At 63.9% G+C, this 17181-nt stretch carries 17 protein-coding genes; 7 read left to right on the top strand and 10 right to left on the bottom strand.

Going from position 1 to position 17181, the window contains the following annotated elements:
* Nucleotides 1-255, bottom strand: a complete 255-nt coding sequence (locus KUD94_RS07195; protein ID WP_146913302.1) for a hypothetical protein — start codon at nucleotides 253-255, stop codon at nucleotides 1-3.
* A 53-nt stretch (nucleotides 256-308) separates the two neighbouring features.
* On the opposite strand from KUD94_RS07195, the gene moaE reads away from it, so the two are divergent.
* The gene (gene moaE, locus KUD94_RS07190) at nucleotides 309-785 is read left to right on the top strand and encodes a molybdopterin synthase catalytic subunit MoaE (RefSeq protein WP_146913303.1); all 477 of its coding nucleotides are present in this window, start codon (nucleotides 309-311) and stop codon (nucleotides 783-785) included.
* On the opposite strand, the gene KUD94_RS07185 is transcribed toward moaE, so the two are convergent.
* Nucleotides 782-1765, bottom strand: a complete 984-nt coding sequence (locus KUD94_RS07185) for a biotin--[acetyl-CoA-carboxylase] ligase (protein ID WP_218239111.1) — start codon at nucleotides 1763-1765, stop codon at nucleotides 782-784. The two genes, moaE and KUD94_RS07185, sit on opposite strands and share 4 nt — an antisense overlap.
* Nucleotides 1766-1913: 148 nt before the next feature.
* On the opposite strand from KUD94_RS07185, the gene KUD94_RS07180 reads away from it, so the two are divergent.
* From KUD94_RS07180 to KUD94_RS07155, 6 genes are all read left to right on the top strand, one after another.
* Nucleotides 1914-2495, top strand: coding sequence for a biotin transporter BioY (locus KUD94_RS07180; protein WP_218239110.1), 582 nt, complete (start codon nucleotides 1914-1916; stop codon nucleotides 2493-2495).
* Entirely contained in the window at nucleotides 2492-2926 is a 435-nt protein-coding gene (locus KUD94_RS07175) for a DUF1284 domain-containing protein (RefSeq protein WP_218239109.1), read from the top strand. The genes KUD94_RS07180 and KUD94_RS07175 overlap by 4 nt, the downstream gene beginning before the upstream one ends.
* 60 nt (nucleotides 2927-2986) lie before the next feature.
* Nucleotides 2987-5593: an ATP-dependent chaperone ClpB gene (clpB, locus tag KUD94_RS07170; protein ID WP_218239107.1), complete on the top strand. Its 2607-nt coding sequence runs from the start codon at nucleotides 2987-2989 to the stop codon at nucleotides 5591-5593.
* 64 nt (nucleotides 5594-5657) lie between these two features.
* A complete protein-coding gene (locus KUD94_RS07165) occupies nucleotides 5658-5969 on the top strand; it encodes a hypothetical protein (protein ID WP_218239106.1) in 312 nt (103 codons plus the stop codon).
* 81 nt (nucleotides 5970-6050) lie between these two features.
* A complete protein-coding gene (locus KUD94_RS07160; protein ID WP_218239105.1) occupies nucleotides 6051-7496 on the top strand; it encodes an aldehyde dehydrogenase family protein in 1446 nt (481 codons plus the stop codon).
* Nucleotides 7497-7616: 120 nt separating this feature from the next.
* On the top strand, nucleotides 7617-8138 hold the full coding sequence (locus tag KUD94_RS07155; RefSeq protein ID WP_218239104.1) for a GNAT family N-acetyltransferase: 522 nt from the start codon (nucleotides 7617-7619) through the stop codon (nucleotides 8136-8138).
* A gap of 171 nt (nucleotides 8139-8309) precedes the next feature.
* Here the strand turns inward: KUD94_RS07155 and ribD are convergent, their stop codons facing one another.
* The 8 genes from ribD to KUD94_RS07115 all read right to left on the bottom strand — a co-directional run bounded on the left by ribD (nucleotide 8310) and on the right by KUD94_RS07115 (nucleotide 17171).
* Complete coding sequence (ribD, locus tag KUD94_RS07150; RefSeq protein WP_218239102.1) at nucleotides 8310-9404, bottom strand: bifunctional diaminohydroxyphosphoribosylaminopyrimidine deaminase/5-amino-6-(5-phosphoribosylamino)uracil reductase RibD; 1095 nt, start codon at nucleotides 9402-9404, stop codon at nucleotides 8310-8312.
* A gap of 47 nt (nucleotides 9405-9451) precedes the next feature.
* Nucleotides 9452-9880 (bottom strand): type IV pilin protein, encoded by a 429-nt coding sequence (locus KUD94_RS07145; protein WP_218239101.1) that lies wholly within the window; start codon nucleotides 9878-9880, stop codon nucleotides 9452-9454.
* An 11-nt stretch (nucleotides 9881-9891) separates the two neighbouring features.
* Nucleotides 9892-13545 carry a pilus assembly protein gene (locus tag KUD94_RS07140; protein WP_218239100.1) on the bottom strand — a complete coding sequence of 1218 codons (3654 nt, stop codon included), beginning with the start codon at nucleotides 13543-13545 and terminating at the stop codon, nucleotides 9892-9894.
* A gap of 79 nt (nucleotides 13546-13624) precedes the next feature.
* Nucleotides 13625-14437, bottom strand: coding sequence for a PilX N-terminal domain-containing pilus assembly protein (locus tag KUD94_RS07135; RefSeq protein WP_218239099.1), 813 nt, complete (start codon nucleotides 14435-14437; stop codon nucleotides 13625-13627).
* An 18-nt stretch (nucleotides 14438-14455) separates the two neighbouring features.
* Entirely contained in the window at nucleotides 14456-15289 is an 834-nt protein-coding gene (locus KUD94_RS07130) for a PilW family protein (RefSeq protein ID WP_255569156.1), read from the bottom strand.
* A gap of 78 nt (nucleotides 15290-15367) precedes the next feature.
* Nucleotides 15368-16045: a type IV pilus modification protein PilV gene (gene pilV / locus KUD94_RS07125; protein ID WP_255569154.1), complete on the bottom strand. Its 678-nt coding sequence runs from the start codon at nucleotides 16043-16045 to the stop codon at nucleotides 15368-15370.
* Entirely contained in the window at nucleotides 16042-16623 is a 582-nt protein-coding gene (locus KUD94_RS07120) for a GspH/FimT family pseudopilin (protein WP_218239096.1), read from the bottom strand. The genes pilV and KUD94_RS07120 overlap by 4 nt, the downstream gene beginning before the upstream one ends.
* 14 nt (nucleotides 16624-16637) lie before the next feature.
* Entirely contained in the window at nucleotides 16638-17171 is a 534-nt protein-coding gene (locus tag KUD94_RS07115; protein WP_218239095.1) for a GspH/FimT family pseudopilin, read from the bottom strand.
* Between the last annotated feature and the right edge of the window lie 10 nt (nucleotides 17172-17181).

The raw sequence follows: 17181 nt of genomic DNA, 5'->3' as shown, positions 1-17181 counted from the left end.
TCAGTCGGGCCGAAAGCGCTCTTCGAAGCGGCGCAGGTCCACTTCCAGCTCGAAGCTCACGAGCTGACCCATCTTGCCGTCGCGCGCGCGGTGGGCGGCGAACAGGCTGCTGCGGCCGACCAGGTCCATGCCCGGCAGGTCGATCAGCGCATAGGGATGGGGCACGAAGACGTGGTAGGCAAAGACTTCGCGGTGCGCGCTCTGCGGCGAGGGGTAGAGCGTGTAGCCATGGGCGGTGAAGGCGAGGGCGGGCATGCGGGCGGCGCGGTAAAGTAGTTGTCCACTGTAGCAAAGCGGGGGCCAGGCCGATGTCCGGCGAGATTTCCATCCAGCGCGCCGACTTCGACGTGGGCAGCGAACTCGCGCGCCTGCGCGCCGGCGAGGCGCGTGTCGGCGCGGTCTGCTGCTTCGTCGGTACGGTGCGCGAGCACGGCAGCAGCGGCCCGGTCAGCCGCATGGAACTCGAACACTACCCGGGCATGACCGAAAAGGCGATCGCCGCGATGATCGAGGAAGCGCGCCGGCGCTTCGACCTGTACGGCGTGCGCGTGATCCATCGCGTGGGGGCCCTGGCGGCGCAGGATCAGATCGTGCTCGTGGCCGTCACCAGCAGCCACCGCCAGGCGAGCTTTCAGGCCTGCGAATTCCTGATGGACTATCTCAAGACCCAGGCGCCGTTCTGGAAAAAAGAACACACGCCCGACGGCGAGCGCTGGGTCGATGCGCGCGAAAGCGACGACGCGGCGCTCGCGCGCTGGGGCGTGCGGGCACGCAACGTCGGCTAGCGCCGCACCGACACCTTGTCGGCGAAGACGGTGGTGGTGCGCCCGCCCAGGTCCACGCGCAGCGCCCCGCGTGCATCGATGCCGCAGCCCTTGCCCTGCTGCTGCCCCTGCGCGCCGTGGATGACCAAGGGTTGACCGGCCAGGCTGTCCATGCGTGCAAACGCATCGGCAAAGGCCGCCAGGCCTTCGCGCTCGAAGCGCAGCAGCCCCGCGCGCAGATGCGCGATCAGCCGCGCGGCCAGCAGATTGCGCCCGGGCAGCGGGGCGCTGCCGCAGCTGGCCAGGTCGGTGGCGGGCAGCGCCATGGCCTCGGGCCGCTCGGGCGCCTCGGGCGCCAGGCGCAGGTTCAGCCCCAGGCCGATGCGTGCGACGCACGGCCCGTCGTATTCGCCATCCACCTCGATCAGGATGCCCGCCAGCTTGCGCTCGCCCACCACCAGGTCGTTGGGCCATTTGAGCTGCAGGCCGGGCACGGAGACAAGACTCTCGATGGCCTGCACCGCGCACACGCCCATGGCGATGGACAGACCCGATAGCGCCGCCGGTCCGCTGGCAAAGCGCTTGAGGCAGGACAGGGTGATGCCCATGCCCGGCGGGCACTGCCAATCGCGCCCCCGCCGCCCGCGGCCGGCGCTCTGGCTTTCGGCCAGCACCACCGTCAGGTCGGGCGTGTCTTCACCCAGGCGCGCCAGCGCGTCCTGGGTGGAATCGAGCTGCCAGTGCACCTGTACCGGTGCGCCTGCGGGATCGTCCAGCGCCTCGGTGATGCGCGCCGCATCCAGCAGCTCCAGCGGCCAGGGCAGCCGGTAGCCCGCACCGGTGCGCGCCGCCACGGGCAGGCCCAAAGCACGCAGCGCGGCCACCTGCTTCCAGATGGCGGCGCGGGTGACGCCCAGGCGCTCGGCCAGCAGCTCGCCCGAAACCGCCTCACCATGCGCCAGCTGCTGCAACATGTCTTGTGCCGGGTAAGCGGGTTTCATGGCCCGAGTGTGCCGCATGCGGAAAATATCTTGTAAACCAAAAAATCAAATCATGGTTGACATTGGGCCGTGCGCTGCAGATACTTGCGCCTGGTGGCTGGCCGGGCGTGCTCCGGTCGCCTGTCCGGTTTTTTCCTTCGAGCTACCCATGACACTACCCACTTCCGCCTCCCTGTCCCTGAACCGGAGCGGCTCCAGCCACTGGCTGCGCCAGCTGCTGCTGGTGCTCGTCGGCACGGCCGCGCTCAGTGCCTCGTCCTACCTGAGCATTCCGCTGCAGCCGGTGCCGGTGTCCATGCAGACCTTTGCCGTGCTGATGGTGGGTGCGCTCTATGGCTGGCGCCTGGGCGGCCTCACCGTGCTGGCCTGGCTGCTGCAGGCACTGGCCGGCATGCCGGTGCTGGCGGGCGGCGCTGGTGGCCTGGCGCCCTTCATGGGCAAGACCGCGGGCTATCTGCTGGCTTTCCCGCTGGCTGCCATGCTCATGGGCTGGCTGGCGCAGCGCGGCTGGGACGGTGCGCACCCGCTGCGCGCCTTCGTCGCGATGTTCGTCTGCACCACGCTGATCCTGCTGGTCGGCGGCACCTGGCTGGGCATGCTGATCGGCATGGACAAGGGCTTGCAGTTCGGCGTGCTGCCCTTCCTGCTCGGTGATGTGCTCAAGTCCGCTCTGGGCGCGGCCACGCTGGCGCTGTGGTATCAGGCACGCAAGAGCCGCCGCGGCGCATGACGCTGGCGCTGCGCGCCCACCATCTGCTGTGCCTGCTGACCTATTCGGGCGAGGGTTACAGCCCGGCCTTCGTGGCCAACTTCAATGCCATCGTGGCCCGCCTCGCCGACGGTGAGGCGCTGACGCTGGCCAGCGGCCCCGACGCGATCTGCGAGCCGCTGTGTGCGGGCGAAGGCGAGGGTGCGCACTGCCATGGCGCGTCGGTGCGCGAGCGCGACCGGCAGGCCGTGCAGGCGCTGGCGCCGCTGCTGGGTGCGCCGGGCAGTGGTGGTGGCTGGCGGCTCGACGCATCCCTGCTTGCGCGCCTGCGTGCGGCCTTTTCGGCGGGCCGCATCCGTGCCGCCTGCAGCGGCTGCCCTTGGGACGCCATGTGCACCGAGGTGGCGCGCCAGGGCTATGCGACGGCCCGCCTGCACCCGCCGCCGTCTTGAATCACGCCCCGGGGGCCGCATATCGTTCCCATAACGATGGATTTTCGGGAGCGACGCACGATGCGACTCGACAAACTCACCACCAAATTCCAGCAGGCGCTGGCCGACGCCCAGTCGCTGGCGCTGGGCTACGACCACGCCTACATCCAGCCTGAACACCTGCTTGCGGCCATGCTGCAGCAGGAGGACGGCCCGAAGTCGCTGCTGGCGCGCGCCGGCGTGAACGTGGCGCGCCTGGCGCAGGAGGCCGACGCGGCCCTCAAGCGCCTGCCCAGCGTGCAAGGCCAGGAGCAGGTGCAGCCCGGCCCCGACCTCCTCAAGTTGCTGCAGGCAACCGAGAAGGAAGCGATCAAGCGCGGCGACCAGTTCATCGCCAGCGAAATGTTCCTGCTGGCCTTGGCCGATTCGAGCGGCGAAGCGGGCCGCATCGCCCGCGAAGCCGGCCTGTCGCGCAAGGCGCTGGAATCGGCCGTGGAAGCGGTGCGCGGCGGCCAGACCATGGACAGCGCCGAGGGCGAGGGTCAGCGCGAGGCGCTGAAGAAGTACACGCTGGACCTGACCGAGCGCGCGCGCCAGGGCAAGCTTGACCCGGTGATCGGGCGCGACGACGAGATCCGCCGCACCATCCAGGTGCTGCAGCGCCGCTCCAAGAACAACCCGGTGCTGATCGGCGAGCCCGGCGTGGGCAAGACCGCCATCGTCGAAGGCCTGGCGCAGCGCATCATTGCGGGTGAAGTGCCCGAAAGCCTCAAGGGCAAGCGCGTGCTGGTGCTGGACATGGCGGGGCTCTTGGCCGGGGCCAAGTACCGCGGCGAGTTCGAGGAGCGGCTCAAATCGGTGCTCAAGGAAGTGGCGCAGGACGAGGGCCGCATCATCCTCTTCATCGACGAGCTGCACACCATGGTCGGCGCGGGCAAGGCCGAGGGCGCGATCGACGCGGGCAACATGCTCAAACCGGCGCTGGCGCGCGGCGAGCTGCACTGCATCGGCGTCACCACGCTGGACGAATACCGCAAATACATCGAGAAGGACGCGGCGCTGGAGCGGCGCTTCCAGAAGGTGCTGGTGCAGGAGCCCAGCGTGGAGGACACCATCGCCATCCTGCGCGGCCTGCAGGTGCGCTACGAGGCGCACCACGGCGTGGACATCACCGACCCGGCCATCGTTGCCGCGGCCGAGCTGTCCCACCGCTACATCACCGACCGCTTCCTGCCGGACAAGGCCATCGATCTGATCGACGAGGCGGCGGCCAAGATCAAGATCGAGATCGACTCCAAGCCGGAGCTGCTCGACCGGCTGGAGCGGCGCATGATCCAGCTCAAGATCGAGCGCGAGGCGATGAAGAAGGAGACCGACGAGGCCTCGCAAAAGCGCCTGCAGCTCATCGAGGAAGAGCTGGCCGGGGCCGAGCGCGAGTACGCCGACCTCGAAGAGGTCTGGCAGGCCGAGAAGGCCAGTGCCCAGGGCAGCGAGCAGATCAGGAAAGACATCGATGCGATCCGCACGCAGATCGAGGAGCTCAAGCGCAAGGGCGACTTCAACAAGGTGGCCGAGCTGCAGTACGGCAAGCTGCCGGAACTGGAAAAGAGCCTGAAGGAGGCGCAGGACAGCGAGGCCGAGGGCGGCGCCGACGCGGGCCACAAGCTGCTGCGCACCCACGTCGGGGCGGAAGAGATCGCCGAGGTGGTCTCGCGTGCCACCGGCATCCCGGTGTCCAGAATGATGCAGGGCGAAAAGGACAAGCTGCTGCAGATGGAAGACAGGCTGCACCAGCGCGTCGTCGGCCAGGACGAGGCGATCTCGGCCGTGGCCAACGCCATCCGCCGCTCGCGCTCGGGCCTGTCGGACCCGAACCGGCCGCTGGGCAGCTTTTTGTTCCTCGGGCCCACGGGCGTGGGCAAGACCGAGCTGTGCAAGGCGCTGGCCAACTTCCTGTTCGACAGCGAAGACCACATGGTTCGCATCGACATGAGCGAATTCATGGAAAAGCATAGCGTGGCGCGCTTGATTGGCGCGCCTCCGGGCTATGTTGGCTATGAAGAAGGCGGTTATCTGACCGAAGCCGTGCGGCGCAAGCCCTACAGCGTGCTGCTGCTCGACGAGGTGGAAAAAGCCCACCCCGACGTGTTCAACGTGCTGCTGCAGGTGCTCGACGACGGGCGCCTGACCGATGGCCAGGGGCGCACCGTGGACTTCAAGAACACGGTCATCGTGATGACCAGCAACATCGGCTCGCAGCGCATCCAGGCCATGGTCGGTCAGCCCGACGACGAGGTGAAGGATGCGGTCTGGGAAGAGCTGAAGGCACATTTCCGCCCCGAGTTTCTCAACCGCATCGACGAGACGGTGGTCTTCCACGCGCTCGATGCGCGCCACATCGAGGCGATCGCCGCGATCCAGCTCAAGCTGCTCGAAGATCGCCTGGCCAGGATGGATCTGCATCTGCGGGTCTCGCCGGCGGCGATGGCGGAGTTGGCCAAGGTCGGGTTTGACCCGGTGTTTGGCGCGCGCCCGCTCAAGCGCGCGATCCAGCAGCGCATCGAAAACCCGCTCTCCACCGCCTTGCTTGAAGGCCGCTATCCGCCCAAGAGCACCATTCCGGTGGACGTCGATCCGGTGCGCAACCCGGGGGTTTTCATCTTCGGGGAACCCGAGGCGGCCGATTGAGACTTACCATGGATGGCGCGCCGCCCTTCGCGCGCGCCGCTTGAGCTTGATAGAGAGGCCCGGATTGAACGAAGTCGTCACCACCGCCATACGCTGGAGCCTGCGCCTGGCCCTGATCGCCATGGGAGCGCTGCTGTTCCTGAGCCTGCTGCTGGCCGGGGGCATCCTGGCGCTTGCCTGGAGCCTGCGCGCGGCTTGGGCACGCCTGACGGGGCGCCCGGTCGCGCCCTGGGTGATGCGCATGGATCCACGCCACGGCTTCAGCACGGTCTATCGCAGCACTGCGCGCTGGACCTCGAACACCGCAAGCAACATGGGGCGCGGCGCCCGCCGCCTCGGCGAGGTCACCGACGTGACGCCGCGAGAGATCCCTTGACGTGCACCTGCCCGGCGTGGCCGGTGCCCGCCGGGCACGGCCATTGCAGCGGTTCTGGCACGCACGATGGAAGGCAAAGCGATGTTCGAGACCCCTGCCGAAGACCTTGAGCGGCTGTTCCAGGCGCAGCACCGCGCCAGTCGCGCCCAGCCCGACGTGCCGCTGGCGCTGCGCCGTGAGCGCCTGCTGCGCCTGCGCACGCTGATCGATGACCACGCCCCGGTGCTGGCTGCTGCAGTGCAGGCGGACTTCGGCATGCGCTCGCGCCAGCTCACCGAAGTGGCGGACCTCTTTTTGCTGCGCGCGCAACTGGCCAGTACGCTGCGCCAGCTCGCGCGCTGGTCGCGCCCGCAGAAGGTGCGCACGCCGCTGTACCTGCAGCCGGCGCGCGCCTGGGTGCAGCGCCAGCCGCTGGGGGTCGTCGGCGTGATCTCGCCCTGGAACTACCCGGTGCAGCTGGCGCTGGGCCCGGCCATCGGGGCGCTGGCGGCGGGCAACCGGGTGCTGCTCAAGCCCAGCGAACTGACGCCGCACACCTCGGCCAAGCTGGCCGACCTGGTGGCCCAGTTCTTCGCGCCCGAAGAGTTTTGCGTGGTGCAGGGCGGTGCGGCGGTGGCTGAACAGCTCAGCCGGCTGCCGTTGGACCATCTGGTCTTCACCGGATCGACCGCGGTGGGGCGCAAGGTGGCGCTGGCGGCGGCCGACAAGCTCACGCCCACCACGCTGGAGCTGGGCGGCAAGTCGCCCGCCATCCTGGACGCCGATTGCGACCTGGCGGATGCGGCCCTCAAGATCGCCCACGGCAAGCTGCTCAACGCCGGGCAGACCTGCATCGCCCCCGACTACCTCTTCGTGCCCAAGGGCAGCGAGGCGGCCTTTGCCGGCGCCTTCCGTGCCGCCGTGTTGCGTCTCTTTCCGCGCTTTGAAGGCAACCCCGACTACGCCTCCATCATCACGCCGCGCCACCTGGCCCGCCTGCGCGAACTGCTGCAGGACGCGCGCGAGCAGGGCGCCGAGGTGCAACAGATCGAGCCCGCTGCCGCCACCCACGGCGCGCCAGCGCAAAGCCTGGGCGACGGCATCGCGCGGCAGATGCCGCCGGCGCTAGTCTTTGGCGTCCACGATCAGATGCGCCTGATGCAAGAGGAAATCTTCGGCCCGCTGCTGCCCGTCATCGGCTACGAATCCCTGGACGAGGTGGTGGGCTACATCAACGCCCGTCCACGTCCGCTGTCGCTGTACTGGTTCGGCAATCGCACGGCCGTTCGCGACGAGGTGCTGGCGCATACCGTGAGCGGCGGCGTCACCGTCAACGACACGCTCTTGCACATTGCCCACGAAAGTCTGCCCTTCGGCGGCGTGGGCGACAGCGGCTGGGGCGCCTACCACGGCGAGGCGGGCTTCGTGCGCTTCAGCCACGCCAAGGCGGTGCTGGTGCAGTCGCGCTGGGGCGCGGGTGCGCTGCTGTACCCGCCCTACGGCCGGCGCTTCGAGCGCGTGATGGCGCTGTTGCGCAAGCTGCTGTAGCACATCGCATGGGCCGCGGTGCGGGCCCCGGGCGTCCGCGCGGTTTTGTGCGTCGCAGTAGGCAGCTGAAACGTTTTGCGCGAGAATCGCGGGTTTTCCATTAGCTGCGTTCTCGTTTTCATGTCTCGCATTCAGGTACGCCCCGCCACGCTGCGCGATGCCAAGGCCATCGCCCAGGTTCATACTTCAGCTGCCCTTCAGGCCTACAAAGGTGTCGTCCCGGACGACCAGCTCAAGACCATGTCTTCGCCGGAAAAACGCCAGGCCTACTGGCGCGAAGCCATCAACTACTGCGAACCCCAGGTGCAGGTGGCCATCGAGGACGACAAGGTCGTCGGCTTCGTCGGCTTCGATCGCTCGCGCGACCCCAAGACCCGCCCCACCACGGGGGAAATCTGGGCCATCTACGCCGACCCCGGCCACTGGGACCAGGGCGTGGGCCTGGCACTGTGGGACGCGGCCCGCGAAGGCCTGGTGGAAGAGGGCTGCACCACCGTCACCGCCTGGGTGCCGCTGCGCAACGAGCGGGCGTTGCGCTTTCATGAGGCTGCAGGCTTCAAGCGCGAAATGAGCACTGCCAAGACGGCCGTCGTGGGCGGCGTGAAGATCGAGGAAGTGCGCCTGCACCGCTCCTTGAATTAGAGCTGCTTGCGCTTGCAGGGCAAGGGCTAGACCCGAATTTGTCTCACGAATTCAGTTTTTTCTCCCTCCCCCTCTGAGGGAGGGCCGGGGTGGGGGAGCCAGCGCCGCGTGAGTGCCGCAATTGCCCCCTTGCGGTATCCGCCGTGGGGCGCCGTCGTCCGCATTGGCTTTTCAAAAGTCCTCGCGCCCCTCGACGCGCGCCAGCACCCGCAGGTCGGCGCCCACCTGCCGCACCTCGCGCCAGGTGAGCCGCTGAGCTTCCGACAGAGCCGTGAGCGGCCCCCAGTGCGCCAAGCCCCGCGCGCCGCTGCCCAGCAGAACGGGGGCAAGGTAGAGCAAGAGCTCATCGACCAGCCCCAGGCGCAAGAACGCGCCGTTGAGCTCGTGTCCCGCTTCCACGTGCAATTCATTGACCTCGCGCCGCGCCAGGTCGCGCAGCAGCGCCGCCAGATCCACACGGCCGCCGGAGGCGTCGGGCAGCACGGTGACCGCCGCGCCGCGCGCCCGCAGCGCTGCGGCGGCCGTGGGGTCGGCATTGGCGGTGTAGATCCACACCTGCCGATCGGGCACCTCAAAGAGCCGCGCGGCGGCCGGCGTGCGCAGGTGGCTGTCCAGCACCACCAGATGCGGTTGGCGCGGCGTGGCGACGCCGCGCACGTTGAGCAAGGGGTTGTCCGCCAGCACCGTGCCCACCCCGGTGAGTACCGCGCAAGCGCGCGCGCGCCAGGCATGGCCGTCGGCGCGTGCCGGCTCCGAGGTGATCCACTGGCTGGCGCCGTTGGCCAGGGCCGTTACGCCATCCAGCGAGGTGGCCGCCTTCATCCTTACCCACGGCCGAGCGCGCGCCATGCGGCTGAAAAAACCGATGTTCAGTTCGCGCGACGCCTGCGCACCCGGCCCCACGTCCACCTGCACCCCGGCCGCCCGGAGGCGGGCAAACCCCTGGCCCGACACCAGCGGATTGGGGTCGGCCAGTGACGCCACCACCCGCGCCACCCCGGCCGCAACCAGCGCGTCGCAGCAAGGCCCGGTGCGCCCCTGGTGCGCACAAGGCTCCAGTGTCACCCAGGCGGTCGCGCCGCGCACATCCCGCCCGTGCGCAGCGGCATCGCGCAGCGCCACCACCTCGGCGTGCGGCCCGCCAGCCTGCTGGGTAAAGCCCCGGCCAACAACCTCGCCCGCCGGCGAGACGATCACGCAGCCGACGCGCGGGTTGGGGTTGGAAAGAAAAAGCGCTTGGGCGGCGAGCTCAAGCGCTTCTTGCATCGGTGTTGAAAGTTCTGCCTTCATGGTAGCCGGATGCTACCGTGACATCATTTGCCCCAGCATTCCACGGTGGTTGCCCCACTGTTGAGGTTGTCGTTGCCCTGGACGCCAGTATTGGTCAAGGTGTAGTCGCCACAGCGATCATCCTTTTGCGGGCCTGGATTTTTTCGTTTGGCAATCAAGGTGAAGGCTGCATTCGTGGGAGTGCCTTTGAAACTGATGGTGTAGCGCTTTGCAGCGTCGCCCGACCATGTCAGATTGCTGGGCAACGTCGTTGGATAAACACCATTGGCTGTTGCAGCACGCTCCAGCCATTGGGCCGCCTGCAGTAGCGCGGCGCGAGCATCGGAGCGGTGTCCGCGCCGCACATATTCGGCGTAGCTCGGATAGGCGATCGCCCCCAGGATGCCGACGATCGCCACGACGATCATCAACTCGATCAGAGTAAATCCTCGAAGTCTTGACGGGTATCGCATGGTGGTTCCGATCAGTTGAGTTGTCGCCAGCTGGGACGGGTGGATTGTTCAGGCATTCTCGCCAGTTCTTCCTTGCCCCCTCCGGTAGTGTCAATGATGCGGTCGCCTTGCGTGATCAAAGTGGGGGTGCCCATGGCGACCTCTTTTCGATTGACGTCCTTGTCCGAATCGGCGCCCGCCCCGCCTTTGTACACGCCATCACCGTTGGCATCTACCAACTGAATGGAAGGCCTCTTGCCGTCCATGATGTTGATGAGGGTGCGCCATTGGGTGCCAGGACTGGTATCTACTACCTCGTCGACGCAGCTTTCGTTGAGGTTGGTGCTGGATGCATTGACGGTGCCGGAGGGCGACTCCGTGTAAGCCGCCAGAATATTGCTTCCATCGAAGAATTGCATGGGTTGGATCATGCGCTCTCCGCTGCCTGGCAGGTCAAGATACCAACCCTTGAAGTTCTTCCACGTGTCCTTGTCCAGGCTGTCGGTTGCATCGACCGTGGCCAGATCGCCCTGTACGGTGGAGATGCTCTGTTTTGCCAGCAGCCCCGTGGCTGTCATCGTGCCAACTGCGGCGGGAACCGGAACGCAAGTATCGGGGTTGGTGCTGCAGTTACCTTGGCCCGGATGGATTTCCAGCAGGTTGGATCCGTTGCTGCGCTTGCGGTACCTTGCGTTGTCCAGCACGGAGTAGATGGTTTGTATGGGTTGGTTGATGTCCGTCTTGCGATCGTCTTCAGTCAGGTTGCGACCGGTTCCGAATGCCACCATCATGCCGCCCACTGCGGCCGTCTCGCCGGAGGCGGTTTTCATCATGCGATCGTTGGCTCGGACAATCGGTGCCGCGGTAATCGGCTGCACCTGATTGCGAGTGGTCCCCGCGATGGTTGTCAACCCTCTTGCGGTGAACAGGGGATTCCCCGGGCCGAAAGCGGATTGCCATTCACTGGGGTCATCGCTCGTGACATCAAATTTCCAGAGATTTCCAAGGTTGTCCCCGGCATAGACGATGTCCACCGTGCCGTCGCCATTCAAATCCACCAAGGTCGGTGCGGCCAGACCATTGTCCTTGGCTTGACCTGTACCAGTTCCAGCCGTCGTCGTCTGGACACGAACGAGCTCCCTGGCGCCGTCAAGGTATTGAATCAGCAACACGGGACGTTGATTGGCGCTGTTGTAGCCATTGCCCATGACGGCAGCCCACCGCCCGTTGTTCATGAGGGTGATTTGCGTGGTTTCCTGCGGGCTGTTGGGTTTTCTGCTCGGTTGGGCGGTGATGTTGCCAATGTCCCTGTCTTCCGCAACCGTATTGTTGCAGTCTGCCTTTGCCGTACCAGTCAAGGCGTTGCAGTCGGGCGCGGCTTCGACGTTGCCGCGGGTTCTGTCCACGGGCACCAAGGTGGCTGCATTGCCTTCAATGAAATCGTCAGGCTTGGTAACGTCCATCAGGAAGTAGCCCTTGCCGCCAGCCCCAAGGGTACCGACCAGCATGGTTTTCCATGTACTGCCGTCCCTGATGTCTCCCGACATGGGAGAGCCGTCCACATAGTAGCGGTGCTCGTAATCGGGATCGGTCAGGCCTTTCAGGTTGGCCATGACGCCGCGCGGCACATAGGCAATTTTCTCGTAGCCGTCCTTTGCCGAAAAACCGTGGAACATGCCGTCGTTGCCACCCACGTAGAGCATGGGCAGGCGATTCTTCTGGGCTGTCACGAAGGCGCCGTAACCGCTCAAGGAGCTGATGCCGGCAGGCGCGCCGGTGTACCACAAGACGGAATTGATGATGTCGCCCTGGATGCTGACGCGCTGCCGATAAGGCTTGGCCGCCGTTGCCGGGTCAGCTTCCAGGCTGCGGTCGCCACGGATGTAGTTGAGGACGTTTTGCCCCTTGTTCCTGGTCGTGGCCGCCGGGTCCGAGTTTTCCTTGCCCAGGCTCGCCTTCTGGGCGCTGCTCAGATAAGTCTCATCGCTCGCCCACTTGAAGCTTGCGGCAGACCGGGTTTTGTCATTCCATGAAAGCACCAGGCGCGTGTTCCAGTTCATGCTGTCCAGCCGGTCTGCCGTGGTCTTGGCGACGCCTCCAACGCTCCAACCCTCAACGACGCTCGGGGATCGGTAGCAGGTGTCGTCGTTTCCGTCCGCATCCTTGCATGGATAGGGCTCAGGTTCGCGTCCGTCGGTGGCAGTCACGTACCCTTTCCATGCCTTTTTCGCTTCGTACATCGTGGCAAAGTTGCCCACGTTCTTGTTCGACATGTTGTAGCCGCTGGTGCTGCCGCCCGACTGGATTTTGTCCGGCAGGGTTGCGCTTTCCTCGTTGATCTTTCCGATGATGGAACGGAAGGCTTTTTCAAGATCTTCACCTGAACTGACAGGGTAGAAGCGGCCACGTCCATTGATGGCGGCATGCCAGAGATCCAGGGAACGCTTATTTTCTGCGTCGAGCTTCGGCCATTTCTGAGCGCCCGTGGCAATGTCGGCAAAGCCCTTGTTGTAGCCAAGATAGCCGCCTTGATCGACATCAGTCGGTGAAACGGGTAGGGTAATGTCGGCTGCTACGATTTCGCTTGCGCCAGGCCATGTAATGGCTTCATCACTAAAGCCTATGGTGTAGGTCACCATGTGCGGCCAAGTAGCCGGGTTATATTTGGGATTCCAATATTTTTGCAGGTCAACCGTTTTCGTCTTCTTGCCGCTTCCAGACGTAAAAGTTTCCGTCGCTGGCGCCTCGTCATATTCTTTTGAAGGCTTGAGCTTGTCGGAATTCAGCAGGCTGGCCGGGTTTTGCAACGGGTCCATCCAGCTCTTGAAAGCCCAGTCTGCCAGCTGGTTGCCGTAGCTGTCGGTATAGAGTCTTGTCTGATCTGAGGTGGTGTTGAAAGCCTGCCTGCCGTTTTTCGCAGCCCAGTTGGTTCCGTCCTGGTCGCCACCCGATACAGCCCCATTCCAGCGACCATCCGTCATGAAAATATGGTAATTGCGTCGACAGCCAAGATATTCCGTGCTTTTTTCACCAGTTCCGCCGGGGTCGGTGGACCAGGGGCCGGTTGAACTCAAGGCTGCACGCATGTATGCGTCAGCCTGTTTGAACATGGCATGCGAAGGCGTGCCGTTTTGCGGCAAGAGGTAGCTGACAAATTCAAGAAAATTCTGGCGTTGGGTATTGTTCAGCGGGCGTATCTGGTTTTTGCTGCCTGTTACGGAGCTGCTTATATCTTTGGCGCCTGGTGTTTTTTTGTAGCCCGGGTTCGCGCCAGAGCCGTACCAATAGTTCAAGCTGCTGTATTTTTCAATATCATTACCGTTATTCCACATCGCCTGCCACCCCAAACGGATTTTTCCGTCAGGCACTAAATCAGGGTCTGAAAATACCTGAGTCAGGGCGTACTTAAGAACATTCATCCGGCGTGCCTTTTTTGACCACACTCCGTTGGTAGGCGCGGTGTCATTTATTGCGCCGGAGGTACTTCCTTGGTCAAGCCGAAACCCCATGCTTCCCGAATCGTCAATCGAAATGATGACGTTGGGTGCCACGAAGGCGGACTTTGCAGTAGGCAGTGGAGGTGCCTGCACGATGTCGAGCGCCCATGCGCCGCCAGGTGCCAGTACGACACCGACCGCAAGGGTGACGATATTCTTTCTGTATTTGGATTTTTGAATGCGGGGCATGGTGTGCTCCTTTGAAATCGCAGTTGTCCGTTTTTGATGGTTGAACTCTTCTAAGAGATGGCAGATTGTTTCTGCCATTTCAATCTTTCATCCTCTGGCGAGCATAAGTCTGTTGCAGCACCACCTTGGTGCTGTCCTTGAGGCCGTATGCCAAGGCAGTAATGCGATAAATCACGTAGACGTCAAGGTTCAACGGGAGCTGGTTCGATGCCTCGCTGGAGACGATCAGGTTCGCCGTCTTTGCTGCGTCGCTGTAAGGCATGACTTCGATCCAATACCAGCCGCCTTCCTTCGGTCCACCCCGCCTCGCCAAAATGGGATTCGCAGGGTTGTCCTTGTCGCCGAGCTGGGCACCTGTATATTCCCCATAGCGGGCACCGACGCCCGACTTCGTGAGCTTGTCCAAAGGCACCTCGTCTGCGTCTGGGGGGCTGACAGGAGTGACGCCATCCTCATAATTCCAAAAGTCTTGGTGCCCGGTGCGGCGTGCGCAAAGACCATCCTTGCACTTGCCTTCGACACCATTGAGCGTGGCCACCAGACCGTTGATTTCCTTGGCTTCGGTGGGAAACTGGAGCTGGGTGGAATTCCATTGACGACAGGGGGCGGCGCAGGGTTTTCCATCCGCCGTCTGGCCTCGGATATCCAGCTCAGCGTCTTGCAGTAGCGCCTGAGCGGCCTCGAAGGCGCGCTGGTAATCGGCATCGTTGCTGACTACCAGTTCGTTGAACATCGAAGTGCGTGATGCCCACAGCGCCAGCAGCATGGACAGCATGACGAAGACGATGACTACGAACAAGGCGATGCCGTGTTGCGGCGTCCGGCGCTTCAACGGTTTGAGCGACCTTGGGGCGGTAGGCCGTGGGGGGGGTGAAAAAATCAATGGGGACATGGCTGACTCTAACGGTGTTCAGATGCTTGGTTCCAGCAGTGCCTGACTGCGCAGCTGGAAGGTATTGCGCAGCAGCAAGTGCAACCGGTTCTTGCGAGGACCTTCCAATGTGGTCATGTCGACTTCCGTTTCACCATCACAGCCCACGTATTTGCTGCCTCCCGGCATATCCACGGGTTCGGTCCCATAAACCACAAGGCAGACCTGTACGCCTTGCACCTGGCGCCAGTTCTTCACGTCCGCCGCTTTCTTGTATTGAATCTCGGAGCCGTTTGCGCCCAATGATTGTTCGATATAAACAAATTGCAACTCTGCAATATTGCCAATGACAGGCTGTGCAGTCGAACCATTGCCGCTGCATTTGAGTTGATCATCTGCGAGAGTGAAATTGCTTTCTGTTTTCCGGTCTTCACTTGCGTCTTTTGGCAAACCGATGCAATTGCGTGACAGAGCGACTTCATCGGTGTTGATGAAAACACGGTCCTTGTAGCGCCGAAAGGCGGTTGCTAGTGAACTATCGGTACTAACTTTGCCCAACGTGTCTTCCTGGTTGAAGTTATTGCCTTCAGTTCCTGTGGTATTGGTTTCGAAGGCGACGGGGCTCATGGGATCGGCACCTGTTCCGGCGCTCGCTGGATCAGGGTTGAGATAAAGCGATCCGGCTTGCCGCAGCTGGTTACCGATGACGCGCATGGCATAGGCGCCTTGTTGTTGCAATTGGCTGGCGTCGCTGACCGTGCCGCTGATACCGCGAGAAGCCATCAAGGCCACCATGGCCACTGCCACCACGAGCAGGCCGATGGCGATGCCGACCATCAGTTCGACCAGAGTGACGCCGCGTTGCCAGGCCATTTTGGGCCGTTTCAGGGCTCGGGCGCTTGCAAGCCGGTCGACAGGCGCTATCGAAAAAGTTGTCATTCAGTCCTCGCGTCAAGAGCAATAGGCAGTCAGCTCGGCGGCCCCGTTGTCGTAAGGTGCGCAGCGGGCTGGAACGGGCAGGTACTGCAGGTGGCAGATGCGGTCTGCCGGGCATGCGTTGTCGGTATCGGTCCCGGCAGAGAAACTGCCATCGTTCTGGCGCACCTTGGAGGCGTCGATGTCATCGGTGGCCAGGCCCTCGCGCTCGTTCGCTCGCCAGCTGATGATGACCCCCAGTACGCGGCGATTGGTGCCGTCCACGCCTGCCTCACCCGGCGCCTCGAAGATACTCGCCTGCCCCAGAGGCAGGGTCTGCTCTACGGTCAGCTTCCATTGGTACAGGTCATAGGTGATCTGCTGGCTTGGCGTACAGGCGGTCGCAGTGCAGTCCGCCGGGGTGATGTCGCTGGCCTTCTGGCCGTAGCCGGACGGAAAACTCGCCAATTTCAGCATGGCATTGGGATTGACTCGCATGCGTTCTCCCAGGTCGTCGATCAAGCGTATGGCCTGCGCACGTCGGACGGTGGTCTGGGTGTCCGCCAAGGTGCGCATCTGTACCCCGACGATGCCGAGGATGCCGAGCGCTGAAACAACGAGAGCGATCAGTGACTCGATGAGCGTGATGCCGGTTTGGCGTTTTGCGGGTTTGGACTGCATGAAAAGCCTTGAAAGATATTTGGCGGAAGTCATGGCTGGGCCTTGCATTCGATTTCGCCGGGCAAGGACCGTATGCGCCCACCGGCCGCCAGGCACACCGTGTAGGTGCTGGCGGAACTGACTCCGGCAGGCACCGGTGAAAGCACAAAACTCAGGGTGTTGTTGCCGTTGGTCATGCCCCAACGGTCAAACTTGAGGCTGTTGCCGCTGGGGTGGCGGATGACATTGACGTTGCCCGGCAAGGCGAACTGACGCAAGACAGGCTCAGTGCTCTGCCGCGTGCCGTCGCCATTCAAGTCGGCGAATGCAATCCAGCCACACCCCCATTCCTCCGTGGTTCCAGCGTTCTGGCAACCTCCTGCGCTGTTCTTGAGCTTTGTCAGGCTCAGCCGGCCGCCACGCTTGATGGCTTCCGAGCGCGCGTAATACAGAGTGGATTCCAGATCGCCCACGACTTGGCGAACGCGCCATCGGTCCACGATGGATCCGAAGCTTGGAGCAGCCAGCGAAGCCAGCACCGACAGGATGGCGACCGCGACCATCAATTCGATGACCGTAAAACCCTGCATGTTTTTGCAGTTGGCGCGCACCATGGTGGAAGTGGCGGTCATGTCAGGGCCCTGAGTCAGACGCAAGCTGCGCCTTGCGATTTTTGAAAAACGCGGCTTCCTTCAGCAATGCACAAACGAATGGCGCTGCTGTCACCGTCGTCCTTTCCTTCGGGTTTGACCAAGATGCTCATCGCAGCCGCAACGCCGCCGTCGGTCTCCGAGACCATGCCCCACCGATCCACGTAGAGCTTGGTCTTGCTGCTGCTCTGGGTTGCGGATACGCGTCGCAGGGCCTCAAACTCGCGCAAGGGAGCACCGCCGCTGGTCAAACCGACCTTCCAGCCTTGACTCCATCCGCCCGTGGCGTCGATCACGATGCCGCCGCCGCGCTTGATGGCTTCGGAGCGTGCGTAGTAGATGGTCGACTGGAGGTCTTCTGCGGCTCCCCGGACACGCCATCTCTCGATGATGGGGTTGAAGCTGGGCGCGGCCAGCGCAGCCAGCACGGCCAGGATAGCAACCGTGACCAGCAACTCGATGACCGTGAACCCGCTTTGCGAGCGGGCTTGCCGAGGAACACCGGCGCATGAAAATGGCAAAAGGGGCATGTAAACATCC

Source organism: Comamonas sp. NLF-1-9 (assembly GCF_019195435.1).
Lineage (GTDB): Bacteria > Pseudomonadota > Gammaproteobacteria > Burkholderiales > Burkholderiaceae_C > Comamonas_C.
The sequence above is the reverse complement of the archived record's forward strand: the minus strand, read 5'-3'. Positions and strand labels throughout refer to the sequence as shown.